Source organism: Burkholderia cepacia (genome assembly GCF_001718835.1).
In the GTDB taxonomy this organism is placed as follows: domain Bacteria; phylum Pseudomonadota; class Gammaproteobacteria; order Burkholderiales; family Burkholderiaceae; genus Burkholderia; species Burkholderia cepacia_F.
In genome coordinates this window covers 2215272-2240892 of the sequence record NZ_CP013443.1, presented here as the reverse complement: position 1 = coordinate 2240892, position 25621 = coordinate 2215272, and the positions used below count along the sequence as shown (strand labels likewise).

General features: G+C 65.1%; 20 protein-coding genes and 5 pseudogenes. 14 read left to right on the top strand and 11 right to left on the bottom strand.

The annotated features are described in order from the left end of the window. Window positions 1-161: 161 nt before the first annotated feature. The 5 genes from WT26_RS13645 to WT26_RS13625 all read right to left on the bottom strand — a co-directional run bounded on the left by WT26_RS13645 (window position 162) and on the right by WT26_RS13625 (window position 8844). On the bottom strand, window positions 162-1346 hold the full coding sequence (locus WT26_RS13645; protein WP_069270277.1) for a DUF3322 domain-containing protein: 1185 nt from the start codon (window positions 1344-1346) through the stop codon (window positions 162-164). Further along, window positions 1343-4714, bottom strand: a complete 3372-nt coding sequence (locus WT26_RS13640; protein WP_069270276.1) for an ATP-binding protein — start codon at window positions 4712-4714, stop codon at window positions 1343-1345. Before WT26_RS13640 ends, WT26_RS13645 begins: the two co-directional genes overlap by 4 nt. Beyond that, entirely contained in the window at window positions 4707-5357 is a 651-nt protein-coding gene (locus WT26_RS13635) for a DUF4194 domain-containing protein (RefSeq protein WP_069270698.1), read from the bottom strand. Before WT26_RS13635 ends, WT26_RS13640 begins: the two co-directional genes overlap by 8 nt. Before the next feature lie 5 nt (window positions 5358-5362). Then, the gene (locus tag WT26_RS13630; protein ID WP_069270275.1) at window positions 5363-6823 is read right to left on the bottom strand and encodes a DUF3375 domain-containing protein; all 1461 of its coding nucleotides are present in this window, start codon (window positions 6821-6823) and stop codon (window positions 5363-5365) included. Between the two features lie 203 nt (window positions 6824-7026). Further along, window positions 7027-8844: a helicase-associated domain-containing protein gene (locus WT26_RS13625; protein ID WP_230461566.1), complete on the bottom strand. Its 1818-nt coding sequence runs from the start codon at window positions 8842-8844 to the stop codon at window positions 7027-7029. Between the two features lie 477 nt (window positions 8845-9321). On the opposite strand from WT26_RS13625, the pseudogene WT26_RS13620 reads away from it, so the two are divergent. Continuing rightward, a pseudogene (locus tag WT26_RS13620) lies at window positions 9322-10269 on the top strand (IS110 family transposase); the annotation flags it as partial. 109 nt (window positions 10270-10378) lie between these two features. On the opposite strand, the gene WT26_RS13615 reads toward WT26_RS13620, so the two are convergent. The 3 genes and pseudogenes from WT26_RS13615 to WT26_RS13605 all read right to left on the bottom strand — a co-directional run bounded on the left by WT26_RS13615 (window position 10379) and on the right by WT26_RS13605 (window position 11991). Beyond that, complete coding sequence (locus WT26_RS13615) at window positions 10379-10864, bottom strand: hypothetical protein (protein WP_059957495.1); 486 nt, start codon at window positions 10862-10864, stop codon at window positions 10379-10381. Window positions 10865-11063: 199 nt separating this feature from the next. Further along, window positions 11064-11176: pseudogene (locus WT26_RS37310) on the bottom strand (short-chain dehydrogenase); the annotation flags it as partial. 14 nt (window positions 11177-11190) lie between these two features. Continuing rightward, complete coding sequence (locus WT26_RS13605; RefSeq protein WP_069273102.1) at window positions 11191-11991, bottom strand: SDR family NAD(P)-dependent oxidoreductase; 801 nt, start codon at window positions 11989-11991, stop codon at window positions 11191-11193. A 134-nt stretch (window positions 11992-12125) separates the two neighbouring features. Here WT26_RS13605 and WT26_RS13600 point away from each other — a divergent pair, with 134 nt between their 5' ends. Then, complete coding sequence (locus WT26_RS13600; protein WP_069273101.1) at window positions 12126-13073, top strand: GlxA family transcriptional regulator; 948 nt, start codon at window positions 12126-12128, stop codon at window positions 13071-13073. A gap of 75 nt (window positions 13074-13148) precedes the next feature. Here the strand turns inward: WT26_RS13600 and WT26_RS13595 are convergent, their stop codons facing one another. Beyond that, window positions 13149-14231 carry a helix-turn-helix transcriptional regulator gene (locus WT26_RS13595; protein ID WP_069270697.1) on the bottom strand — a complete coding sequence of 361 codons (1083 nt, stop codon included), beginning with the start codon at window positions 14229-14231 and terminating at the stop codon, window positions 13149-13151. A gap of 505 nt (window positions 14232-14736) precedes the next feature. Here WT26_RS13595 and WT26_RS13590 point away from each other — a divergent pair. The 11 genes and pseudogenes from WT26_RS13590 (at window position 14737) to WT26_RS13540 (ending at window position 23897) form a co-directional block, all read left to right on the top strand. Continuing rightward, on the top strand, window positions 14737-15000 hold the full coding sequence (locus WT26_RS13590; RefSeq protein ID WP_059713759.1) for a hypothetical protein: 264 nt from the start codon (window positions 14737-14739) through the stop codon (window positions 14998-15000). Between the two features lie 251 nt (window positions 15001-15251). Beyond that, complete coding sequence (locus WT26_RS13585) at window positions 15252-15656, top strand: DnaJ family domain-containing protein (RefSeq protein ID WP_069273100.1); 405 nt, start codon at window positions 15252-15254, stop codon at window positions 15654-15656. Further along, window positions 15653-16228, top strand: a complete 576-nt coding sequence (gene tadA, locus WT26_RS13580; RefSeq protein WP_069273099.1) for a tRNA adenosine(34) deaminase TadA — start codon at window positions 15653-15655, stop codon at window positions 16226-16228. Before WT26_RS13585 ends, tadA begins: the two co-directional genes overlap by 4 nt. Before the next feature lie 54 nt (window positions 16229-16282). After that, on the top strand, window positions 16283-17221 hold the full coding sequence (ldcA, locus tag WT26_RS13575; protein ID WP_069273098.1) for a muramoyltetrapeptide carboxypeptidase: 939 nt from the start codon (window positions 16283-16285) through the stop codon (window positions 17219-17221). A gap of 309 nt (window positions 17222-17530) precedes the next feature. Beyond that, window positions 17531-18238 (top strand): GntR family transcriptional regulator, encoded by a 708-nt coding sequence (locus WT26_RS13570; protein ID WP_069273097.1) that lies wholly within the window; start codon window positions 17531-17533, stop codon window positions 18236-18238. A gap of 151 nt (window positions 18239-18389) precedes the next feature. Then, window positions 18390-19874, top strand: a complete 1485-nt coding sequence (locus WT26_RS13565; RefSeq protein WP_069273761.1) for an NCS1 family nucleobase:cation symporter-1 — start codon at window positions 18390-18392, stop codon at window positions 19872-19874. Window positions 19875-19884: 10 nt separating this feature from the next. After that, window positions 19885-20676 carry an aspartate/glutamate racemase family protein gene (locus tag WT26_RS13560; RefSeq protein ID WP_069273096.1) on the top strand — a complete coding sequence of 264 codons (792 nt, stop codon included), beginning with the start codon at window positions 19885-19887 and terminating at the stop codon, window positions 20674-20676. Between the two features lie 148 nt (window positions 20677-20824). Next, the gene (gene puuE, locus WT26_RS13555; RefSeq protein ID WP_027784723.1) at window positions 20825-21778 is read left to right on the top strand and encodes an allantoinase PuuE; all 954 of its coding nucleotides are present in this window, start codon (window positions 20825-20827) and stop codon (window positions 21776-21778) included. Next, window positions 21775-22300: pseudogene (uraD, locus tag WT26_RS13550) on the top strand (2-oxo-4-hydroxy-4-carboxy-5-ureidoimidazoline decarboxylase). The gene puuE and the pseudogene uraD overlap by 4 nt, the downstream one beginning before the upstream one ends. A gap of 74 nt (window positions 22301-22374) precedes the next feature. Then, on the top strand, window positions 22375-23388 hold the full coding sequence (alc, locus tag WT26_RS13545; RefSeq protein ID WP_034188802.1) for an allantoicase: 1014 nt from the start codon (window positions 22375-22377) through the stop codon (window positions 23386-23388). Beyond that, window positions 23385-23897, top strand: coding sequence for an ureidoglycolate lyase (locus tag WT26_RS13540; RefSeq protein ID WP_059662809.1), 513 nt, complete (start codon window positions 23385-23387; stop codon window positions 23895-23897). The genes alc and WT26_RS13540 overlap by 4 nt, the downstream gene beginning before the upstream one ends. A gap of 24 nt (window positions 23898-23921) precedes the next feature. Here the strand turns inward: WT26_RS13540 and WT26_RS13535 are convergent. Further along, a pseudogene (locus WT26_RS13535) lies at window positions 23922-24488 on the bottom strand (LysR family transcriptional regulator). Window positions 24489-24618: 130 nt separating this feature from the next. On the opposite strand from WT26_RS13535, the pseudogene WT26_RS38430 reads away from it, so the two are divergent. Further along, a pseudogene (locus tag WT26_RS38430) lies at window positions 24619-24705 on the top strand (RidA family protein); the annotation flags it as partial. A gap of 39 nt (window positions 24706-24744) precedes the next feature. On the opposite strand, the gene WT26_RS13530 reads toward WT26_RS38430, so the two are convergent. Next, the gene (locus WT26_RS13530; protein WP_069273095.1) at window positions 24745-25560 is read right to left on the bottom strand and encodes an aminotransferase class IV family protein; all 816 of its coding nucleotides are present in this window, start codon (window positions 25558-25560) and stop codon (window positions 24745-24747) included. Window positions 25561-25621 lie beyond the last annotated feature (61 nt).

Here is a 25621-nt window from a genome sequence, read left to right as displayed (position 1 = left end):
ATCGCGAAATGCCCCCGGACGGTTTGTCCGGGGGCATTTTTGCTTGTGAGCGCGTCACCGCAGAAGGCCGGATTGCGGCGGTGTGCGGCATCCGGTCAGGATTTGTCGCGCGGTTACCGCGACCGGCATCGAGGAACACAGCGCGATGAATTGAGCGGCGGCTAAACGAAAGACCGTTCCTCTAGCGCCGCTCTGACCCACCCGAACCCGACGCGCTCCTGTTCGAGCCGCAATCCGTGGCGAATCCGGTTGTCACGCAGGTCGTCAAAGAGCTCGCGCTCTTGCGCCGTGAGTCGCGGCAGATCACGCATGACCTGATCGCCTTCGTCTCCCCAGAATGCTTCATGCGCCATCAGTGTCGCGCGGTCCATCAGGAAGGAGTTCACGTGAGGGAATCGGCAACGCAATTGGTCGAGAATGGCAAAGCCGTGCGTGTCGATGTCGCCCCAGTAGTGGAGCGCACAGTCCGCGAGCCATCGCGCCGGCTCCAGAGCTTCCCAGCCGTAGCCCGCTCCGAAGAGCACGATCGCCTGCGGAACGTCGGGAAACGCCAGAAAATTTGTTTCGTTTTCCGTAACGAAAACATGGCGGCACGGCAGTGCGAGGCGCGCGAAGCTGTCGGCGTCGAGTGCGATGTCGGGGCGGCCCATGCCGGGCAGAACGGCGAGCCGCTCATCGAGCACGCGAAATCGAATACGGGGTTGCTTCTCGCGGAACCCGTAGCGCGCGGCGAATTGAGCGACGCCTGTCCGGCTGCTGTCGATCGCCTCGGACGGCAGCACGAGATCGAGCCATTGGGAGAGGACGCCGCGCCTTGCCTCGATGAATTTCGTGTCGACGCCGGCGATTTCGGCTTGGCGAAGATAGACGCCCGGGTGCGGATGTGCTTGCAGCCAATCGACGACCGCCAGCAGTCGTTCCCAATCGCCGGCGAATTCGAGGGCTTGCAACGGGCGCTGCGCAAGCCACGCGATGAGCTTCGGCTGGCGGGCGCGAGTGATTTCGAGCAGCCGCGCGAACTGCGCTGCGTCGCGGTGCTTGCCGGCGACTGCGAGCGCATCGTCCAGACTGTCGACCCAGGCCGCTCGTGGCAAACGCTGCACGCCGAGAATTCGATGATTGATTTCTCGCCATTCGATGCGTATGTGCGGCGTCGCGGCAATTTCCGCGATCCATGCGCGTACCGCGTCGAAGCGTTCAGCCAGCTCGGACGAACTCGGGCCTTTGATCGCCAGACGTAGCGGGAATAGCCCCTCGGTGCCGTCTACGAAGCTTCGCAGCCATTCGCCGCGTGCCCATAGGTGCTGGAGGCGGGCACGCAGTTCGACGGCAGTTGTCCAGCTCATTGCTCGAACTCCGCCTTGTGCGCGCGGTACTCCTCGATCGACAGGGTGCGCAGCTTGGAGGCGCGTCCACCGTCGTTCTGAACGAATCCGACACTCGAAACGAACGGCTCGATGATGTGAATCTTCTGCAGTGGCGTGACGATCAGCAGTTGAAGGTTCAGTTTCTGAAACAGAGTGAGACCATACTGCGCCGATTCGTCGGAGCCTCGGCCAAATGCTTCGTCGATGACGACGAAGCGGAACGACCGGGAACGCACGGCGCCCCATTCGAGGCCGAACTGATAGGCGAGGCTCGCGGCAAGGATCGTATAGGCGAGCTTTTCCTTCTGGCCGCCCGATTTACCGCCGGAGTCCGAGTAGTGCTCGTATTCGCTGTCGTCCTCGCGCCAACGCTCGCTGGCGGCGAACAGAAACCAGTTGCGCACGTCGGTCACTTTGGCTCGCCAGCGCCGGTCCTGCTCGGTCAACCCTTCGCGGCCGCGGAAGCGGTCGATGATCCGTTTGACTTGCAGGAACTTGGCCTCCGAGTATTGGCTATCGTCCGAGCCGGTGAGTTCGCCCTCGGTGCAAGCGCGCAGGTCGCTCTGGAATTCGCGGATCTCCGCGTCGGGGCTGGGCTGACTCTCGAGGACGATGTAACGACCCGCGTTGTAGTCGATTTGTCGCAGCGATTCGTTGATGCGTTCGATGCGTTCCTTGATCGTCGCCCGTTCGCGCGCGAGCTGGGCGTGAAAGTTGGCGATCTCGTTGATCGTGTTGACGTTGAGCAGCTCCTTGAAACGCGTTTCGAAGCGCGGCAAATCGTCCGCCTGCAGCCGCGCGAGCATGTCACGGTACTCTGAGTTCGCGTCGAGGCTCGCATCGAAGTCGGCCGTTTCGAGCTTGTAGGCTTCCTTGAAGGCCGCCATTGCCTTGACGATTCTTTCGGCCAGGCGGCCGAGTGACTTCGTTTCGTTGTCGATACGGGTTGTCAACGCCTCTCGCACGTCCCGCTCGCGGTTGTCGCATGACTCGACGGAAAGCTGGTGTTCGCCGAGAATCTCTGCTCGCAGGGCCTCGATTCGTTCGGCAAGTTCGGCATCCACTTCTGCAACGAGCGCGTGCGTCTCTTCGCGCAGCGCTTGTGCCGCCTCCCGCTTGGCCAGGATGCCGCCCAGTTCCGAGTCGGTTTCCGACATCGCCGTTTCACTCTCTTTCAACGACGCTTGCGCCGAGTCCAATTGAGCCGTTAGCTCTGCGAGGGCGTCGCTTGCCGATTCGAGTCGCGCCTTTTCGTCCGCAAGACGTGCGATCGCGGCAGCGCAGCTCGACCAATCGATTTCCCGAAACTCGGCGAACTCGCCGGCACGCGCAAGTGCTTCGAGTTGCTCACGCACCTTGGTGTGCTCGTGTTGGGCCTCTCCGAGCCTTTGCCCGATCTCGCCAAGGCGAGCTTCGAGCGCTTGCCGTTGTGCTGCGAGAGCGGATATTTTTGCCGTGTTGCTCCAACCGAGCACGTAGCGGCTGCGATCGTCGAGCGCGTGGCGGTCGTCTTTTTCGTGGCGCTCCCCAGGCGCTTTCGCCTGGCCCGCACGTGTGATCGCGCGCGTCTCGCGCCGAAACTGCTCCTGCGTATCGCAGCAGGCATAGTCGAAACGGCGGCCGATTTCGCGCTCGAGCCAGCCGTAGAACTGCGAGTCGGGCTTGATCGCGAGCTTGTGCGCGAGCGAGTCGCGGTGCAGCTCGATGGCCTCGGCTACACGCGCGGTGCGTTCGGAGCGCACGCGAAAGTAGACGAGCCGCCCCCGAAGATGAGTGCGATCGACCCACGCCGCGACGTTCGCATAGTGCTCGTCGGGCACGAGCAGCGACAGGCCGAAGTTGCGCAGGACGCGCTCGGCGGCGCCCTCCCAATCACGCGCATCCTCGCGCACCTGAATGAGTTCGCCCGCGAACGGCAGGGCGTCTTCCTCCAGGCCGAGCGCCGAGCACAGGCTCGCCCGCATCGCGACCTGTTCCTTCGGGATGTTGTTGCGTCGGGCTTTCAGGCTCGCGATTTCGTCCTCCAGCACATCACGCCGCGCTTTTCCTTCGCGAAATGCCACGCTCCATTCGGTTACCGCATTTTGCTGTTGCGCTTCGTCGTCAACGAGCGAGCTGCGCTGCTCGGCCAGGCGTTGGCGCTGGGAGGCGAATGCAGCCTCATCCACGGCCTCGGTTTCGCCGAACAGCGTAACGATGGCGGCATAGCGTTGCGCGCGTTCGCGGCGACGCACGCTTTCTCGCTCGTGCTCGCGGATCTCGACATCGAGCTGCGCGATGCGATCGCCGCCTTGTTCGGCCACGGCACGGCGCAAATCGTCCACGCGCTGGCGTGCCTGGTCGCGCGCTTCTTCGTGTCGCGCCTTTCGCGAGGTCGCGCGCGCATGATCCTCTTCGAGCAATTGGAGGCGGCGTTCGACGAGGCCGAGCTTGAGCCCGGCGAAGTAGGGCCTCAATGCTTCACGGCACGCGCGCCAGCCTTCGAGAACGCGGCCTTGCGCGCTGTGGCGGTCGCAGTCGTCGACGAGCGGTGTCAGCAATTCCACTTGGCGCTTGGTTTTCAGTACCGCCTCGTGCGCGCGATTCAGATCGTCGAAGTGAGCAATCAGGGCGTCGACGCGCGGTGCGACGTCGAACGGCTCGAGCATGTGGCTGCGTACGAAGTCGGTGAGATTGCCCACCGACTTCATCGATACCGTTTGATGAAAGAGCTCGAGCGCTTGCTCGTTTTCGATTCCGAAGCGCCGCCGGAACCAGGCGCTGTATTTCGGAAACGTGTCCTCGATTTCGGCGCCCAGCCCGCGCAGCTTCTTGCGCAGCTGCGCAATGTCGGTGCCGAAGCGCGAGAAGTCGGTCGCGATCGAGAGATCTCGTTCGGCACTGACGAAGAATCGCGCAGGTTGAGCCTGCGCGTCCTTCATCCAGAACACTTGCGCGAGCGTGACGGTGGCGTCGTACCCGGCGTTGCGAAACACGCCCAAAATCACCGAATAGCTGTTATGGTCGCGCAGGCTCACGGGCTTGGCCGCTCCCGTGACCTCGTTGCGCTCCGACTTGTAGTAGCCGAGCACATACGAGCGCAGCGTACGTTCCTTGCTGTCCGCGCCTGCCGCCTTGTTGTAGGCGATGCGCTGCGCGGGCACGAGGAGGGTGGTAATGGCGTCGACGAGCGTCGACTTGCCGGAACCGATGTCTCCTGTCAGCAGGCCGTTGCGGCCGTCGACCCTCAGCACCCAGACCCGTTCGTCAAAGGTGCCCCAGTTGAAAACCTCGAGCCGCTCGAGGCGAAAGCCCGTCAGGGTGTTGTCCGCGGCAAAATCGAGGCCGAGCGTGCGCGGCTCATTCATCGCGACTCTCCGTTTGGTCCGAATTCGTCGCATCCCGAAGGTGCGCCTGATAGCTTGCGAGCCGCGCGTCGAAATCGAGCAGCCATTGCGCATCGACGAACGCCTTGAGAATGCGTCGCACCTCGAATGTGGGCGGTCCGCTCGCGGTCTTCATCCGGCGCAGGAATCCGAGGTCGACGATCTTGTTCACGTGCGTATCGATCTGATCGACCAGGCGCGCCTCGTTAGTGCTCGCGGGAAGGAACACGCGTACGAGCTCGACGATGTCCTCGCGCGAAAGGACGAGCCGCGTGTCGCCGCCGCCGGCATCCCATTCCGCCAGTTTCTTTCGCAGCAGCGCGAGCAGCAGGCTCACGGGGAACGAGAGTGGACGCCGTGCAACGAGCCGGGGCAGCTTGGCCTGGTCTCCGTCGACTTCGGCGTCAGGCTCGGTGCGGCTCTTTACGAAGGCGTAGCCTTCCGCCTCGTCCACGACGAGCTCGAGGCCAAGCACGGCGACGTAGTCGCGCACGTGTGTCTGCAATTCGAGCAGTGCGGCCCAGAGGCGCTCGTTTCCATCACGATAAATTACGCCCTTGAGCAGCGCGACGGCAACCGTCGACAAGTCACCTCGACCAAGCGACGGGGTTTGCTGTTCTTCCATCATTTCTACCTTGTGAAAATCACCCGCGGCATCGTTGCGCGCTTGACGATTGCTGCTCCGTTGGCATCGTTTGCCTGCCACTCGATCGTATCGGAGACGGTCTCATCGACGGTCGCGCGAAATGTTCCGGCTTCGGCGTTCAGTTGCAAATAGGCGACGAGTTCAGCGAGCCCATGCAGGAGCGGCTGCGAAGCGGCCAGTTCGGCAAGTGTCACTTGCCGCCGATCTTGAAGGCAGCGGCGGATGTGGCTTGCGAGGCGCGCGCGATCGACGACGATCTGCGTGTAGAGTGCCGACGCATCGAGGTCCGCATCGCCGGTCTCGATTGCGACGTTGGCGATGAGAGGGCGCAGCGCAGGGGCGTAAAGCGGGCGTTCAATTGGCAGCTCGATGTCAGCGGACGCGGTCTCGATCTCCATGACGGAGCCCGGCGGGGGCGCTTCACGCAGCACAAGCGCTTTCGTTTCGATACCGCGCAGAATGTCCATGATGCGGCGGTTTTCGAGCCACGCTTGATCGTCGAGGAAACGTCGAAGCTGCTGCGAGAGCTGAGCGACCGTGCGTTGCGTGTGCTCGCCGGCTTCCAGCCAGTCATAGTGGACGCGCCGCGTGCGCGCGTCCGGCTTCATTTCCGTGATCGCCGGGAGCGCAAGCACGTGCTCGAGCCGTTCGGAGAGTTCCTCCTGGCGGCGGCTCGACATCAGGAAGTCCCAGAACGCCCGAAAGCTGCTGCCCTGGTCCGAATCGGCGATCGCGTCGCGCTCGCCCATGATTTCTTCGATGAGCGCACCCTTCGATCCTTCCCAGAGCGCGATTCGCTCGCGTACATGCCGGTCCAGCAGACGGAAGTTTTGCTCGACTTCACGGAAATCCGTGAGCAGGTCGCGCGCCATCTGCATGAATTGCTGAAAGCGGTCCTTGATCGCGGCATCGTCGAGCAGCCGGACGTCGCCGGCCTCCACGCGAGCGATTTCTTCGTCGATCTGGCTGCGCCGCGCGTGGAGCTCGGCAAGACGCCTTTCCGGGTCCGTCTCGCTGCCTTCGGCCATCTGCCGCAGCAACTCGAAAAGCGTCAGGAGCCGGGATTCCGTGCCGACAAAGCTTCGTTCCATCAGCGTGCCGAGCCACGCTATCGCTTTTCCCGCGGCGGGTGTCAGGTCGAAATGCGGTTCATCGGAGCCTTGGCGATAGAACTTGCGCAACCATCCCTTTTCAGGACTCGCCCAGTCGTTCAAATACTCGAGCGCGGGCTTCGGGAAGGCGCCGTCGCCGAGTTGTTCGCGCAACGCGTAAAGCTCGTCCTCGAGTGCTTCGGCAAGAAACGGAGCCGCCACCTCGCGCACGTTCGGCGCGACGAACGCGCGGTGCAGGAAGCTGACGGCGAGCGGCGCGTGGTCGGAGCGCAAAAGTCGCCAAGCGGGATGGCGCGTGCGCAGCGCATCGAGGGTAGGGTAGTCGAGGAACATCGGTGCGAGATAACGGGTGCGGCATCCTCGAGGAGATTGCCGGCTGTGGCTCGAAAGGCCATTGTATATGGACGCAAAGTGACGGATAGGTCCCGTTCAGCGTATTCAAGTCCGCAGTCTCAGCGTTTCTGGAACACGCCGACAGCGCTGCGGACTTATCCGAACGGTGTGACTGCCCGCAACGTGCCGACACGGATAAGGCGTCAAATTGTCACACCGAGACCAAGCTCGTGGACAAACTTCCGGAATTTTTCCTCATGCTCAAGCTTGACGACAAGCTGTCGCTTTCCAGCTCGCAGACAGAGACCGGCGGTTTTCTTTCCTTCGGCAATCATCGACGCGATTTCCTCATTCTCGCAATCAATCAGTAGCGCGGTCCCCAAGACTTTCAGCGCCTTACCCCGCTTCTCGGTCGTCTTGATGAAGGATTCCACCGTTTCCGGCAACGGCTGGTCTACTCGTGCTTGAAGATACGCTCGAAGTTCGGCGATGTCGCGTCCTTTCTCGACGGCTTCCACCGCCTTTTGACGATCCAGCCGCCAACTTTTGTCTGTCAGTTCCTCGGCCCACGTCGTCAGCGTCAGCGATTCGTCCATCGACAGGCTTCCGTCCGCGATGTTCACCTGCAAACTGGGCAAAACCGAAAGCCTGACGCTCGGCGGGACGGAGGCGGGCGTGTACTCGTCATGCAATCCGATGCAATAGGCGCCGAGCGGGGTGACGCGGAAGTAAGTCAAACCATCGTAGCGGCTCAGGAATTCCAGCTCATCTGTTCCCCACATCTGGTGGTAGTCGTGACGCGCCCCGGCCGGCTCGATGTACGCGATATCGATGATGCCGAGGGCAGCCGCGTACTCGAAGAGGACGCAGAGCAGATATCGAAGCTGCAGAATCGACCAATCATGGTAGCCGGCGTGGCCCAAACTGCCATAGTGCGACTCGCCGATATAGAGGCTCCATGCATCGTGCGTAACCTCAAACGTGTGGCCGGCCGCCTCCATGAATCGTGAGAGGTCGTCGACGTTGATCCACGCTCCGACGGGGCAGATGCGCAGCATTTCATTGATGACGGAGCGACGCGGCGCCACCGCAGTCATCACGCGCTCCTTGGATTTTTGCCCCTTAATGACGTCAATGCGGCTGAATTCGTCAAAGAGACTGGACTTCAGCCACTTGCTCCAGATTGCCCTCAATACCTTGGCCGGGACGGACGCCAGTGCTTTTCGGCCCGTGTCACTCAGAGCGAGTTTGCTGCCATTCCGTTGTGCCAACCCGGCTGCCTGGAGCAGCAGCGGCCAGGAGAACGCCTTGATCGGGCCAATCTCTGCCGCGCGCTGGCGTTGTTTGCGTGGTGGAACATAGAAATCGCCACCGGCGAGATGATCGGTCAGCAAGCGCAGTGTAGCGGTGCCAGGCAGCGATGTCTTGTCGCTCACCTGAACCTTGCCCTGATCTGTCAAACGCAGCAGAACGAGCAGGTCGATCGTCGCGTCGTGCTCGTTACACCTCACGGTCAGCCGATTTTCGCCGGCCTCCTCCGGCAGTGTCTCGACGGGACTCAACCTGACGGGCAGAGGTTCTCGCACGAAGCTTTGCAGCCGCTCGCGCAGATCGAACGGCAAACGGTAACATCCGGCCTCGTAATACAAGAAAAGGCCTAATGCCGTCGGCCGCCCGTAGTAGGAGCGTCGGCCGTCCTCCATGACGGTGAAATCGGGCAATCGCCCGTATTTTGCTCGAAACCGCTTTCCATCAAAGAGGCCGTCCGGCGCATAGGCGGCCTCCGCTACGGCCATACGCTGGATATCATCCAGACGTTCCCACAGCGTGCGCAGCCCGTCATCATCGAGACTTCTCGAAATCTGTCCGATCAGGAGGTCTTTCTTGCCGGTGGGAGACGTGTCGGGAAGCCAGCGCATCAGCGATTTCAACTGGTCGATGGTGAGGCGTGCAAGCGCGTCGTTCAGCATGGCGGTAGGTAATATTGAATGGGTTTTTCCGAGCGGCTTCAGTGCGGGCAAGGCGCAAGTCCGCTCCGTGAGCGCCGCTCTGATCCGCCGCAACGACCGGCCGGCTTTCTCAGGCCCTCTTGACTACCTTGTATTGCTCGACGGATCGCTTCCTTCTTCGTTGTGGCGCTTCCGTGAAGACTTTTACCCAAAGTGCGTCTTTCCATTCCAACGAGAGAACTGCACCATGAAAATACGGGACTGTACACCTAACCAACCTGGACGAGGGCGGAGCGAGTCAGATGATCTCGCCAAAGGCGCGGCAGTTGCTGTCGGCAGCAAACCCCGGATGCTGGGCATGGAAGCCATGCCGTGTAATCGTTCCAGGACCAATCGACAATCGGTGGGAATGAGGTTCAGCATTCCCCGGCAGATCCGGTGAATGGCGAATTGCCCCGGGCGGTATGTCCGGGGGCTAATAGGATGGTCAGCCCGATCCTCGCTCAGTGGACTACGCTGAGTGAGGATTTTGTCCTTTTGGGGGCCATCATGGACACGGTATCGCTGATCGGCATCGATCTCGGCAAGCACTGCTTCCACCTGCATGCGCAGGATGGGTCGGGCAGGATGGTGTTGCGCAAGAAGCTCACGCGCAATCAGATGTTCACGCTGCTGAGCAATTTTCCGAGTTGTACCGTGGTAATGGAAGCCTGCGCCAGCGCCCACTTCTGGGCACGCAAGCTGCAGACGCTCGGCCATACGGTGAGGCTCATGGCTCCCCAGTTCGTTAAACCCTATGTGAAGACGAACAAGAACGACGTTGCCGATGCCGAAGCGATCTGCGAAGCGGTGGCGCGACCCAACATGCGGTTTGTGCCCATCAAGAACGTCGATCAACAGGCGGTTATTGCATTGCACCGAGCCCGCCAAGGGTTCGTTCGGGCGCGTACCGCGCAGGCCAATCAGATCCGCGGGCTGCTGGGGGAATTCGGTTTGGTGATGCCGCGGGGGATCACCAGCATTGCCCAGCACGTACCTCAGCTCATCGAAGACGCCAGCAATGAACTGCCGGGGTCATTCCGTCTGTTGATACAGCGCTTGACGGACCACTTGAAGGAACTTGACCGGCAGGTCGCAGAGATCGAGACGCAGATCAAGGCGTGGCATCACGCGAGCGACGCCAGTCGCCGACTGGCAGAGATTCCCGGCATCGGCCCGATTACGGCCAGCGCTCTGGTTGCCTCGATCGGCGACGGCAAGTGCTTCAGCAATGCCCGGCAACTGGCGGCGTGGTTAGGTCTGGTACCCAGACAGCATTCGAGCGGAGGCAAGCCGACGCTGCTGGGTATCAGCAAGCACGGCGATACCTACCTGCGGACACTGATGGTGCACGGCGCGCGGGCTGTCGTTCGCTATTGCGCCAACAAGGACGATGCTTTCTCGGGCTGGCTTCATCGCTTGCTCACGCGCCGGCACAAGAACGTCGCCGGGGCGTCCATGTATGTGGGAGGGGACCGGTCAGATTACCTGACCGCCCCTATCCCGATTTGAGGCTTCGGGTTTCGCCGCTTCAAAGGGCGGCGACGCATCATTTCGGCGTGGGTGCTTACTCTTCCAGAACCGGGATGCTTTCTTTCACCACCCACCGGACATTCACTTCAGCGTCCTTGATCACCACTTCCGACGGGTGCTCAACGCCGCTCGTCTCGAGGGTATAGGTCGCCGTGCCGTCCGGCCCCCATAGGGTCTTGAGATGGATGACGAGCTGCGAAACAAAGGTGGAGCCCGGCGCGCTAGCAAAGGGCGTGCCGTGCAATGCGAAGGTTTGGAAAGCCTTGCCTACACCATAGCTTTGCACGTGCGACGTCCCCTTCAAATACAAGCGAGTGTAGATAGGCGGCTTACCCGGAGGCGTCACGATCAACGTGCCGCTCCCGCTCACGATACTGTTTCCGTTGTACGCATGAAGGGTGACGTTGATCACTCGACTCGGCAGCACCGGGCCGACTCCGCCGTGGGGCGGCCAATTGATGTGCCCCCCACTGATGCGGAAGTGGCCGATATGACTAGGTTCAACGATTTCCTCTGCCATGGCATGCTCCTTGGATACGAAAAGTAACGGGTGATGGTGTTAATCGATGAGACCAAGGACTGCAAGAACATGGTAGGAAAATATCCTATAAATGTGTACCTAGCTGTAATGACAGGTTCGCCAACATCTGTAGTGCTCCGAACTGGCTGAACTGGTCGACGAACGCGTGCTCGTTCGGCCCCGCGTCATCGCGCAGCGGCCGGCCCGCAACGATGACCTTGTTGCCGCGTCGGCTGAAGACTTCCGCCAGCGCGCGGCCGATGCCCGACGTGCCGGTCAAGTGATGAGGATGGTGTTTCCGCCGAGTTTCATGATCAGAATTCCTCTTATCGCCCCGTCGCGTAGCGCGGCGCGGGCGTATCGGCCGACAGGTGCGGGGCCATCGTGCGGCGCGCGGCGTCGTAGGCGGCCCATTCGTCGCCCGCATGCAGCGACGGGATCGTCACGAGTTCGCCGCGGTCGAAGCCCGTCAACGCGGCGTCGACCAGGTCGGACGCCGACATCACGATTTCCTTCGGCAGATGCTCGAGCGGCAGGCCGCCCGTCTGCCAGAAATCGGTGGCGGTCGCGCCGGGCAGCACGGCCTGCACCTGCACGCCCTTGTCGGCGAGTTCGTGATGCAGCGACTGGCTGAATGCGAGCACGAACGCCTTGGTGCCGCCGTACACGCCGTTCAGCGTTTCCGGCGAGATCGCGACGATCGACGAAATATTGATCACCGCACCGCGGCCGCCGGCGACGAAGCCGGGCACGGCCGCGTAGGTGAGGCGCGTGAGCGACGTCACGTTCAGGTCGATCATCCGGGTCATCGCGTCGACGTCGCTGTCGAGCAGCGGCGCGTGCGTGCCGACGCCCGCATTGTTCACGAGCAGCGTGATGCTCGCATCCTGCTTCAGCTTCGCCTCGACGGTGGCGAGGGCCGCGCGGTCGTTGAGGTCGGCGTCGACGATCTCGACGCTGCGCTGCGTGTCGTTCGTGATGCGCTCGGCGAGGGCGGCCAGCCGGTCGCGGTTGCGGGCGACCAGGATCAGGTCGTAACCGCGGCGCGCGAGGCGATCCGCGTAGACGGCGCCGATGCCCGACGAGGCGCCGGTCACGACAGCCGTACCTTGATGTGCTTGAGCCATGATGTCACTCCGTTTCGTAGGGGAGGGGAAATGCGTGAGTCCATTCTGGCTTCGATCCGGTTCGACGGAAATGACGTAGATGGGTATGATTCAGGACATGGCGTGGCGACCTTGACCGACACTGGAGAACGCACATGCACCGCATCGGCTTTCTGATCAGCGACGGCTTCCAGATCATGGCGCTCGCCGCGCAGTCGGTGTTCGAGTACGCGAACATGGTGGCGGGCGAGGCGTTCTACGCGCTCGAGAACTTCTCCGCAGACGGTGGCGACGTGCGCTCGTCGCTCGGCGTGGCGGTGGGCACGCGGTCGTTGCGCGGGAAGATCGACGTGGACACGTGGATCGTCGCCGGGGTCAATGATCCGCTCGAATCGCCGGCCCCGGAGAAGCTGCTGGCGTACCTGCGCCGCGCGGGCCATCGCGCGCGGCGGATCGCCGGCATCTGCACGGGCGCGTTCGTGCTCGCCGAGGCCGGGCTGCTCGCGCAGCGCCGCGCGACGACGCACTGGGCGTTCGGCCGCGACCTGCAGAAGCGCTTTCCCGACGTCCGCGTCGAGGACGACCGGATCTACATCGTCGACGGCCCGGTCTGGACGTCGGCCGGGATGACGGCCGGCCTCGACCTCGCGCTCGCGATGGTGGAAAAGGACCTGGGCGCGGATGCCGCCCGGTCGGTCGCGCACAAGCTCGTGATGCATCAGCGGCGGGCCGGCGGCCAGTCGCAGCATTCGGAAATGCTGGAACTCGCGCCGAAATCGGACCGCATCCAGAATGCGCTGAACTATGCGCGCCGGAATCTGGGCCGCTCGCTGACGGTGGAGGAACTCGCAGAGACGGTTCACCTGAGCCCGCGCCAGTTCAGCCGCGTGTTCACGCTCGAAACGGGGCAGTCGCCCGCGAAGGCGATCGAGCGGCTGCGGCTGGAGTCCGCGCGGCTGATGATCGAGCAGAGCCGCCATTCGCTCGACGTGATTGCGAAGGAAAACGGCTTTCGCGACCGGCGCCACATGCGCGAGGCGTTCGTGCGCGGGTTCGGCGTGCCGCCGCAGGCGGTCCGCCGAGATTCGCGCCTGAACGACTGAAGATTCTTCCGGACCGGCGTGCGCGGGTTTCGATAGCTCCGCCGTTTCCGAAGGATCGCCCGATGTCGGCGGCGGCTACCCCGGCGCGCCGAGACGAAACACGCTGCGCAGCTCGTCGTGGTTGTGGACGTCGAGCTTGCGATAGATCTTGCGGACGTGATCGACGACCGTGCTGTCGCGCAACGCGAGGCAGCGCGCGATCTCGCTGTGCGAGCGGCCGAGCACGAGTTGCGTGCAGAGTTCGCGCTGGCGTTCGGTGAGGCCGAACCGGAAGCCGAGCCGCTCGATCTCCAGTTCGAGTGGCGGGAAGTGCTCGATGTGGATCACGATCGCGAATTCGCGTCGCATCGCGCCGGCGTCGGCGAAGCGATACGCCTTGAAGCGGAAGCGGCCCGCGGTAGTGCGGCGCTCCAGCGCGGCGGGCGGCGCGGGGTGGCCTCGCCAGATCCGGCTGACGTTCGTCAGCAGCGGCGCGAGCCAGTCCGGCACGCGGTCGTCGCGATAGAACGCGAGCGGCTCGCCGGTCGCAAGCGCCAGCATCCGGATGCTGTCCGCGTTGTGCAGCAGGATCCGGCCGGCGTCGTCGACGACCACGATCGCGGACAGGCTGCCTTCCGCTTCATGCAGCGGCGCCTGCACGGGGCGCGACAACGCATGCGCGAGATGCCGTGCGAACGGTTCGAGGTCGCGGTGATTCCGGTCGGAGAACGGCGGGCTGCCCGGCGAGCGGGACAACTGCAGGCTGCCCCAGCCGCGCGTGCCGTCGGTCGCGGTCAGCTCGAGGCAGTGCCGCATCGACACCGGCTGCCACAGGTCCGCGTACATGGCGCTCGACAGCAGCGCGCCGTCGTGGCGCGCGCTGTTGTCGAAGCCGCGCCCGCGACGCATCGCGTCCGAGAACGTGACGCCGAGCACTTCCTGTTGCGGGGTGTTGTGCACGTTCGCGAAGTAGGCGGGCAGCACCGCGTAGACCGCGTCGTTTTCGCTGTACACGTCGGTCAGCACATGGCATTCGTCGGCATAGAAGAACATCCCCCAGTCGGCGCCGACGATCTGCCGTGCCGCTTCAATCACATGAGGAATGACGAGGCGCGGCTCGACGCCCAGCGAACACAGTCGTCGAATGTGACCTGCAAGCGCGGCGTGCTTGTCAGACATGAAGACGTTCCCCGAGTGCATGACGGACCTGCTCGCGGCGGTGTCGCGATGCGGGCGGTGCGAGCCTGTTGCACGATGTGTCGAGCTTAGGCCGACAAGATGACAAACCGCGCAATTGCCCCCTTTCAAGGGGGCGTCAAGCGTACGCGCGGTTCCTATCATTGCCCCATTCCTGCCGCACGACCGATGCTCGCTCGCTGTCGCGCACGACGCGAAAGAGGAGTCCGAAGCAATGCGGGCGCGACGGGAAGATTCGATTCGCGATGCGGCGAGAGGCGCGAACAGGACGACACGAAACGCGCGATGCGGCCGCGACGCGGTATTGCGCACGCCGATGCGCTGGCCCGGGGGAATTCATAGGGGGAATGCCGGAAAAATTCGACGAAGCCACGGACGCGCGAGCCGGTCGCATCGCAACGGGGTGGACGTCGAAGCGCGCGGACAGCGGACACCAGCGCTGCCCGCGTCGAACAGATCGCATTGCTGCTTCATGTGAGGTGCCACGATGAAGACGGTATTCAAGGCGGCGTTGGCCGCAGTCTGCGTGCTGGGCGCGGTGGGGCTCGCCCGGGCGCAGGAGGGAAGCGCACCGGCGTCGCCGTCCGACGCCGCGATCAGCGCGACGGCAGTGGGCAGCATGCCCGCCGCCGGTACGCAGGCGGGCAGCCCGGCCGGCCTGAGCCGGGCGCAGGTCAAGCAGGAACTGCTGCGCGCGCAGAAGTCGGGTGAACTGGAACGCCTGAACCAGCTTTACGAGGGCGGGCAATAGCCAACGGTGCGACCGTCGGGCGGCGCAGGCGGTCGCGTCTATCGGCTGCGCTGACTGGACAACGCGCGGCGATGCGGTGCGATTATGCGATGCCGCACGCCGCGCATCGTCATAAAAAGGGGGAAGAACGGCGCACGCGCCGTCCCAGCACAATCCCGTCGCCGATGCAATATCGAGCATTCTCTCGAAGGGCCTGTCATACCCGCGTCACCCTGCTAGAATTCGGCCTGCCGCATTGTTCCGATTGACTGATGAGATTGCTTGACGCCCTGGTCGAACAACGTATTGCCGCCGCCGCCGCGCGGGGCGAGTTCGACGATTTGCCGGGTACCGGCGCGCCGCAGGCGCTGGATGACGACCTGCTCGTGCCCGAGGAGGTGCGGGTGGCCAACCGTATCCTGAAGAATGCGGGCTTCGTGCCGCCGGCCGTCGAGCAATTGCGCGCGCTGCGCAACCTGCACGACGAAGTGCAGGCGGTCAGCGACCGTGCCGCGCGGTGCCGGCTGCAGGCGAAGATCCTCGCGCTGGACATGGCGCTCGAATCGCTGCGCGGCGGCCCGATGGTGATGCCGCGCGACTACTGCCGACGCATCGCGGAGCGCCTGTGCGAGCGCGGGCTCGACGACGACGGGCCTGCGCAAGCGGGGCCGATGTGACGCCTGACGTGCTGCCGGGCGTGCCTGCCGAACCCGCGACCGATTCTCCCGAGCCCGCCGCCGCGCCGGTGTCGGCGCGCGATCTGCATTTCATGCGTCTCGCGCAGGCCGCCGCCGAAGAGGCGCGCGCGGCCGGCGAAGTGCCGGTCGGCGCGGTGCTCGTGCGCGGCGACGAAGTGATCGCGCGTGGCTTCAACCACCCGATCGGCGGCCACGACCCGTCGGCTCATGCCGAAATGGCCGCGCTGCGCATGGCCGCGCAGCATCTGCAGAATTACCGGATGCCCGGCTGCGAGCTGTACGTGACGCTCGAACCGTGCCTGATGTGCGCGGGCGCGATCATGCATGCGCGCATCGCGCGGGTCGTCTACGGCGCCGCCGATCCGAAGACGGGCGCCTGCGGCAGCGTGATCGACGCGTTCGCGAATCCGCAGCTGAACCACCATACCGAAGTGACCGGCGGTGTGCTCGCCGACGAGTGCGGCGCCGCGCTGAAGTCGTTCTTCGCCGAGCGCCGCCGCGCGCTGCGCGAGGCGCGCATCGCTCGCGACCTGGCGTCCGGCACGTCGTGAACCCGGCGCGGTTCGGGCCCTCTAAGCTGGTTTGATCACCGACACGTCCTGCCCATGTCCGCTTCGTCCACTGCATCCTATTCGATTCGCCTGCTTGCGCCGTCCGGCTATCCGCACGACCCCGACGCGATCAATCGCGCGCTCGAGCGCCTCAGCACCGCACAGCACCGCATCGAGAACATCGAGGCGACGCAGCGGCGCTTCCAGCGGTTCGGCGGCACCGACGGCGAGCGGGCCGGCGACCTGAACCGTCTTGCCGATCCCGAGCGGCCGCTGCCGGACATCGCGCTGGCGGTGCGCGGCGGCTACGGCGCCGCGCGCATCCTGCACGGGCTCGACTATCGCGGGCTCGAACGCCGGCTGCGCGACCAGCCGGTCGCGCTCGTCGGCCACAGCGATTTCACGGCACTCCAGCTCGCGCTGTATGCGAAGGCACGCATCAAGACGTTCGGCGGCCCGATGCTGTCCGCCGATTTCGGCGCGGAGACGCCGAGCGACTTCACGATGCAGCACTTCTGGCAGACGCTGACGCAGCCGAGCACGACGATCATCGCCGAAGCGCCGCAGGTGCAGAGCGTGAACGTGACCGGCACGCTGTGGGGCGGCAACCTCGCGATCCTGACGTCGCTCGTCGGCACGCCGTACATGCCCGACATCGAAGGCGGCATCCTGTTCATCGAGGACGTCAACGAGCAGCCGTTCCGGATCGAGCGGATGATCTATCAGCTGCACCTGTCGGGCCTGCTCGCGCGCCAGCAGGCGCTGGTGCTCGGCCAGTTCACCGGTGCGCGGCCATTCGAGTACGACAACGGCTACGACATGCAGGCGATGATCGAGCAGGTGCGCGCGGTGGTCGGGATTCCGGTCGTCACGGGGCTCCAGTTCGGCCACGTGCCCGACCTGCTGACGCTGCCGTTCGGCGCGCACGCGCAACTGGTTGCGAATGCGCACGGTTTCCGGCTTACGCTGTCGGACTATCCGCACCTCGGCTGATTGCCGGGACGCACGATCGAAAGGGCGGATTTTCCGCCTTTTTCTTTATGCGATCGCGCAACTAACGGTCAAGCGTTCGAGCCTCGCGCAACATGGTGCCGCTTCTGTCGTGCACCAATTTTGTCAACAAAATATCCGGCGCCAATACGGACGAGGATCGCTTCTGATGGGCGATTCAGGCTTGTCGTGCATGGATTTGACGCGCGTTGCACCATGCCGGTTCGCCGCGATGCGCGCCAATTGTGCAAAATCGATGAAAAGAATTGTTGACAATCTTTATGTCCGCCCTAGGATGAGGATCATCACACGATGCCGATCATGAACGAGCCCGAATCCGTCCCGTCCGGCGCGCCCGGACCCGAAGCGATCGCCGAGCGGATCCGCACGGCGATCCTCGAGCATCGGCTCGCGCCCGGCGCGAAGCTGACGGAGGCGCAGCTCTGCGACGTGTTCGGCGTGAAGCGCGGGGCGATCCGCCAGGCGCTCGCACAGCTCGCGACCGACAAGCTCGTCGAGCTCGAGCCGAACCGCGGCGCGTTCGTCGCGAGCCCGACGCTGCAGGACGTGCACGAGGTGTTCGAGATGCGCCGGATCATCGAGCTCGCCGTGGTCGAGCGGCTCGCGACCGGGCCCGGCGCGAAGCGGCTGAAGGGCGTCGCCGCGCTGATCGACAAGGAACGCAAGGCGTTCGAGCGGCACGACTTCGCGGCGTGGATCCGGCTGTCGGGCGAGTTCCATACGGCGCTCGCGACGCTGATGGGCAATGCGACGCTCAGCGAGTGCCTCGAAGGGCTCGTCGCACGCTCGACGCTGATGTCGGCGCTGTACGAATCGCACGGGCGCAGCCCGTGCTCGTGCGACGACCACGACGAGATCCTCGCCGCACTGGAGGCGGGGGACGCGAAGCGCGCGGCGGAACTGATGGCGCATCACCTGCAGCATGTCGAACTGAAGATGCTGGACCGGCCCGCGCAAGGGCAGGTCGATTTGCGCGAAGTGTTCGGCGGCGCCGCGTAAGCGGCGACGGAACCCTGCTTGCGCACCCACTGAACTGAAGCAATGCCGGCACGCGGCACGCGCCGCGGCCGCAGGTCCGACCCCGGGACGACGGCCCGGGGCGATTTCGACGACGATGAAGCGGCCGTGCGGCCGCGGTCAAGGAGAAGTCATGGCTCAGTTCAGTGTGGCGCACGACAGCGCCTATCCGGCGGATGAAGGCGGCGAGGGGAGCGGCCCGCCATTGCCGGGCGGTTTCAGCGAACGTCTGTACAACGAAGATTTGGCACCCCTGAAAAATCAGACATGGGGTTCATACAATATCTTCGCGTTCTGGATGTCGGATGTGCACAGTGTGGGCGGCTACGTGTTCGCGGGCAGCCTGTTCGCGCTCGGGCTGACGAGCTGGCAGGTGCTGATCGCGCTGATCGTCGGGATCGGCCTCGTGAACGTGCTGTGCAACCTGATCGCACGGCCGAGCCAGCAGATCGGCGTGCCGTATCCGGTTGCGTGCCGCGCGACGTTCGGCGTGCTCGGCGCGAACGTGCCGGCCGTGATCCGCGGGCTGATCGCGATCGCGTGGTACGGCATCCAGACCTATCTCGCGTCGAGCGCGCTCGTGATCGTCGTGCTGAAATTCTTCCCGCAATGGCTGCCTTACGCGGACGTGCATCGCTACGGCTTCCTCGGGCTGTCGGCGGTCGGCTGGGCCGGCTTCATGCTGCTGTGGGTGCTCCAGGCGTTCGTGTTCTGGAACGGGATGGAGACGATCAAGAAGTTCATCGACTTCGCGGGGCCGGCCGTCTACGTCGTGATGTTCGTCCTCGCCGGCTACATGGTGTGGCGCGCGGGCTGGCGCAACATCGGCATCAACCTCGGCGGCGTCAAGTATCACGGCGCGGAAGTGATTCCGGTGATGATCACGGCCGTGTCGCTGGTCGTGTCGTACTTCTCCGGGCCGATGCTGAACTTCGGCGATTTCTCGCGCTACTGCCGCTCGTTCGGCGAAGTGAAGCGCGGCAATTTCTGGGGGCTGCCGGTCAACTTCCTCGCGTTCTCGCTCGTCACGGTGATCACGACGGCCGCGACCTTGCCCGTGTTCGGCGAACTCATCACCGACCCGGTCGAGACGGTCGGCCGCATCGACCATCCGACCGCGGTGATCCTCGGCGCGCTGACGTTCACGATCGCGACGATCGGCATCAACATCGTCGCGAACTTCGTGTCGCCCGCGTTCGACTTCTCGAACGTCGCGCCGCGCCTGATCAGCTGGCGCGCGGGCGGGATGCTCGCGGCCGTCGCGTCGATCTTCATCACGCCGTGGAACCTGTTCAACAACCCGGCCGTGATCCACTACACGCTCGACGTGCTCGGCGCGTTCATCGGCCCGCTGTACGGCGTGCTGATCGCCGACTTCTACCTCGTCAAGCGCGGCCGGCTCGTGCGCGACGACCTGTACACGATGTCGGAGAGCGGGACGTACTGGTACACGGGCGGCGTGAACCGCCGCGCGCTCGCCGCGCTGTTGCCGGCCGCGGTGATCGCGATCGTGTGCGTGATGGTGCCGGGCTGGCAGGGCGTCGCGAACTTCTCGTGGTTCATCGGCGCGGGGCTCGGCTTCGTGTTCTACCGGCTGCTCGTGAACCCGAAGGCCTGAGGAGCGTGCGATGAAGATCCGGCTGATCAATCCGAATACGACGCAGCGGATGACCGACGCGATGGGCCGCTGCGCGCGCGAGGTCGCGGCCGCGGGCACGGAGATCGTGGCCGTGAGCCCGTCGATGGGGCCGCCGTCGATCGAAGGGTATTACGACGAGGCGCTCGCGACGCCGGGGCTGCTTGCCGAGGTCGCGCAGGGCGAGCGCGACGGCTGCGACGCATACGTGATCGCGTGCTTCGGCGATCCGGGCCTGTACGCGGCGCGCGAGCTCGCGCGCGGGCCGGTGATCGGCATTGCCGAGGCCGCGATGCATGCGGCGAGCGTGGTCGCGCCGGGCTTCTCGGTCGTCACGACGCTCGCGCGCACCTGCGGGATGGCATGGCACCTCGCGGAGCGCTACGGAATGAAGCGGTTCTGCCGCAACGTGCGTGCGACCGATGTCGCCGTGCTCGAGCTCGACCGGCCGGGCTCGGCCGCGCGCCGGATCATCGTCGACGAATGCCGGCGCGCGCTCGACGAGGACGGCGCCGACGCGATCGTGCTCGGCTGCGCGGGGATGGCCGAGTTCGCGCACGAGATCGAGCAGCAGATCGGCGCGCCGGTGGTCGAGGGTGTCACGGCGGCCGTCAAGTGGGCCGAGGCGCTCGTCGCGCTGCGTCTCGCGACGGCGAAGCGCGGCGATTACGCGCGGCCGCTGCCCAAGCGCTACGACGGCGCGTTCGCCCGTTTCAGCCCGCCGGGCGGGGACGAGGCCGAACCGGTCCCGAATTTGCCGCAACCGCACATACACACCGTCTGACACGCACTATCTGCGCCGCTGTATGGGCGCGTATGGGCGTTTTCGCTACACTGGGCCGTCATCGCATCGGCTTGCGCAGCCGGTCTCCGGCAGCCGCGCGGTCGATGCGAACCCATTATTTCAGCGAGCTTTCGCCGCACCTCGAACCATGTCACTCGATCCCAACTATCCTCGCGACCTGATCGGCTACGGCCGCCATCCCGTGCAGGCGAACTGGCCGGGGCGCGCCCGCGTCGCCGTGCAATTCGTGCTGAACTACGAGGAGGGCGGCGAGAACTGCGTGCTGCACGGCGATCCGGGCTCCGAGCAGTTCCTGTCCGAAATCGTCGGCGCGGCCGCGTATCCCGACCGCCACATGAGCATGGAGTCGATCTACGAATACGGTTCGCGGGCCGGCGTATGGCGCATCCTGCGCGAATTCGAGAAGCGCGGGATGCCGCTGACGGTGTTCGGTGTCGGCATGGCGATCGAACGCCACCCGGAGCTCGCGCGCGCGTTCGTCGAGCTGGGCCATGAAATCGCGTGCCACGGCTGGCGCTGGATCCACTACCAGAGCATGACGCCGGAACTCGAGGCCGAGCACATGCGCCTCGGGATGGAAGCGATCGAGCGCGTGACGGGCGAGCGCCCGCTCGGCTGGTACACCGGCCGCGACAGCCCCAATACGCACCGTCTCGTCGCGGAATACGGCGGTTTCCTGTACGACTCCGACAACTACGGCGACGACCTGCCGTTCTGGATGGACGTCGAAGTGTCGGGCGGCAGGACGTCGCCGCAGCTGATCGTGCCGTACACGCTCGATACCAACGACATGCGCTTCGCGACGCCGCAGGGTTTCAACACCGGCGATCACTTCTTCGACTACCTGCGCGACGCGTTCGACGTGCTGTACGCGGAGGGCGACGAAGCGCCGAAGATGCTGTCGATCGGCATGCACTGCCGGCTGCTCGGCCGGCCGGGCCGCTTCCGCGGGCTGCAGCGTTTCCTCGATCACATCGAAAAACACGATCGCGTATGGGTGACGCGACGTGTCGACATCGCGCGCCACTGGCGTGAACATCATCCGTATCAGCCCAATCATCGAAACGAAGGGAAAGCATGAAGGCGATGCGCTACACGTTGGATCAACTGAACACGATGGCGCCGAGCGCATTTGTCGCGGCGCTGTCGGGGATCTTCGAACATTCGCCGTGGGTGGCCGAAGTCGCCGCCGGCGAGCGGCCGTTCGCGAGCGTCGACGCGCTGCACAAGACGATGTCCGGCGCGGTGGAATCCATCCGGCGGCGAAGTGCGCCAGCTCGCGCTGATCAACGCTCACCCGGAGCTGGCCGGCAAGGCCGCCGTGCGCGGCGAGCTGACGGCCGAGTCGACCCGCGAGCAGAGCGGCGCGGGCCTCGACCAGTGCACGCAGGAAGAGTTCGACAAGCTGCTGACGCTGAACCGCACGTATCGCGAGAAGTTCGGCTTCCCGTTCATCCTCGCGGTGCGCGGCTATGACCGGCACGGCATCATCGCGAACTTCGAGTCGCGCGTGAATCATTCGCGCACCGAGGAGTTGCGCGCGAGCCTCGACCAGATCTACCGGATCGCGCGCTTTCGCCTCGACGACCTGATCGACGGCTGACACCGCCGCCTGCACCGTAATAAGGCCTGCTGCGTCGCAGCGGCCCGATCGCCTCACTGAAACAAGGAAACATCATGGCTGTTCCGCTTCTCGATCCCAACGCACCCGAGTTCACGCGGCGCTACGTGAATCTTGCCGACCCGCGCCTCGGTGCGCAGGCGCTCGAAGCCAGCGACGATTTCTTCGCGCCGAAGGACCGGATGCTGAACCCCGAGCCGGCCGTCTTCATCCCCGGCAAGTACGACGACCACGGCAAGTGGATGGACGGCTGGGAAACGCGCCGCAAGCGCACCACGGGCTACGACTGGTGCATCGTCAAGCTCGCGCGCCCGGGTGTGATCAAGGGCTTCGACATCGACACGAGCCACTTCACCGGCAACTTCCCGCCGGCCGCGTCGATCGAGGCCGCGTTCGTGGCCGACGGCGCGCCGACGCATGCGACCGAGTGGGTCGAGATCGTGCCGTCGACGACGCTGCAGGGCAACAGCCATCACTATGTCGAAGCAAGCGACGCACGTGCGTTCACGCACCTGCGCGTGAACATCTACCCGGACGGCGGCATCGCACGCCTGCGCGTATACGGCCAGCCGCAGCTCGACTGGGCCGGCGCGAGCGCGACCGAGCAGTTCGATCTCGCGGCGATGGAAAACGGCGGTTACGTGGTGGCCGCGAACAACCAGCACTTCGGCGTCGCGTCGAACCTGCTGCTGCCGGGCCGCGGCGTGAACATGGGCGACGGCTGGGAAACCCGCCGGCGCCGCGAGCCGGGCAACGACTGGGCGATCATCGCGCTCGCGCAGCCGGGCGTGATCCGCAAGATCGAAGTCGACACCGCGTTCTTCAAGGGCAACTATCCGGACCGCTGCTCGATCCAGGCCGCGTACGTGTCGGGCGGCACGGACAGCTCGCTGATCACGCAGTCGATGTTCTGGCCGGTGCTGCTCGGCGAACAGAAGCTGCAGATGGACAAGCAGCACTACTTCGAACAGGACATCGCGTCGCTCGGCCCCGTCACGCACGTGCGACTGAACATCATTCCGGACGGCGGCGTGTCGCGCCTGCGTCTGTGGGGGACGCTCGACAAATGAAGACGCTTGTCATCGAGCCGCTGACCAGGGAAGCGTTCGCGCCGTTCGGCGACGTGATCGAAACGGAAGGGGCAAAGCAGATCCCGATCAACCTCGGCACGACGATCCGCTTCCATGATCTCGCGAAAGTCGACGTGACCGATGAAGGCGGCCGCACGCTCGTCAACCTGTTCCGCGGCCAGCCGCGCACGCTGCCGTTCGAAGTGAAGATGCTGGAGCGGCACCCGCTCGGCAGCCAGGCGTTCGTGCCGCTGAACGACCAGCCGTATCTCGTCGTCGTCGCGCCGGCGGGCGATCTCGATCCGGCGAAGATCCGCGCGTTCGTGACGAGCGGGTGGCAGGGCGTCAACTACGCGAAGGGCGTGTGGCATCACCCGCTGATCGCGCTCGGCGGCGTCAGCGACTTCATCGTCGTCGATCGCGGCGGCGACGGCCTGAACCTGAACGAGCAGGACCTGCAGGAATCGCTGTGGCTCACCGACGAGGCGCTGCACGCGCTGACGGCCTGAGCGTCGCCGGCGGTTCCGCGCGATTCAGGTCGCCAAGGCCTTGCGCGTGTCGCGCGAACCGTTGCCGTCGCGACATCGGTTCGCGACCGGCGCTTGCTGCGCCATCAGGCCGGCGATCCAGTCGACGAAGACGCGCACCTTCGCGCGGACATGCCGGTCAGGCGGGAACGCGACGTACATCGGCATCGGTTCGAGCCGCCATCGTTCGAACAGCGGCACCAACTCGCCACGGGCGCGATACGCGGCAGCCATATCGGGCAGCGCGGGGATCCGGATCAGGCGCGCAAACGGGCTCGGTACGTTCACGCGCAGCCGCCCCCTGGGGATGCGGACGCAACGGACAGGCTCGTTTCGGCATCGTCCATGTCGGCCAGCATCCGCACCACGCGCTCGTAGTACGCGGCGCCGTCGGCCGTGACGACGACCTTGCGCGTCGTGCGGTTGAACAGCTTCACGCGCAGCCGCGCTTCGAGCTGCTGCCCCAGTTGCGTGACGGTGGTGCGGCTCATGTGCAAGTGTCTCGGCCGCCTTCGTGAAGCTGCCGGCTTCCACGACGCGGGCGAACGCCTGCATTGCGTCGAATCGGTCCATCGGTCAGGGCTCCGCGTCGTCGGGAATTGCTTGGGGCGCGCAAACAGTGTTGGACAGGGTTGTCGGTTTATCCGCCGGGCTACGGTCCTTAAAGTGCCTTCATCGTTGATGCAGGGGCGGCTTCGCTCCGCTGACCGCCGTCGGCGTGACCTGGTTGTACGGCTTCCAGTTCGAGATCAAGGCGATCGCGCGGCTGCCGGAGACGGTCGACGGGTGAGGAGACGGGCAGCGCACCGGCGTTTCGTGCCTGCGCGCGTCACAGGGCGACGAGCGGCTCCTGCTCGTACGCGCGATGCAGCAGGGCGACGAACGACGACGCGTCCGGCAGCGTCGCCGTGCCGAACCGTCGCACGGCGACGCCGGGCGTCCACGAGTTCATCACGACGGCGCCGGCCATCGACGGCAGGTCGGCCGGCGTCAGTTCGCGATCGTGCTGCGCGACGCCCAGGCGCGCCAGCTGCCGGCGCACGATGCGCATCGTGACGCCGCCGAGCATGCCGGCCACCGGCCACACGACCGCGTCGCCGTCCCAGAACGCCAGATTCCAGATCGAGCCTTCGCTGATGCGCCCGTGGCGATCGACGAATGCCGCATCGTCGAAACCCTGCGCGATCGCGCGGCGCAGGAAGTACGTCTTGGCGACTTCGCCGACGTGCTTGATCTCCGGCAGCACGCGCTCGTGGTCGAACAACGCGAGATCGAGCGGGCCCGCCGGCCCCGACGACGGCGCGGCGGTGCGCACCAGCACGTCGAGCGCCTCGTCGTCGCGCGGCGCGACGAATTCACCCGTCGTCGCATGCACGGTCGCCGTCAGCGACAGCGCCGACGGCGCGCGATCGAGCGCAGCGCGCAGGAGCGCGCGAATCCGGTCGTCGGGCAGCGCCTGGCCGAACAGTGCGTTCGACGCATCGCGCAGCCGCGCGAGATGCAGGTCGAGGCCACGTACGCGGCCGTCGCGCACCTGCATCGCGGTGAAATGCGCGTGGCCCGCGAATGCGAGCGGCGCGAGCGCGTCCGGGGCGGCGGCACCGCCGTTGAGCTGAACGACGGACGGGAACGGGGCAGCGGTCATCGGTGGATCTCCGGGTTCGGCCGCAGGCCTGGGCGGCTCGCAGCATCTTCAAGAAAACCTA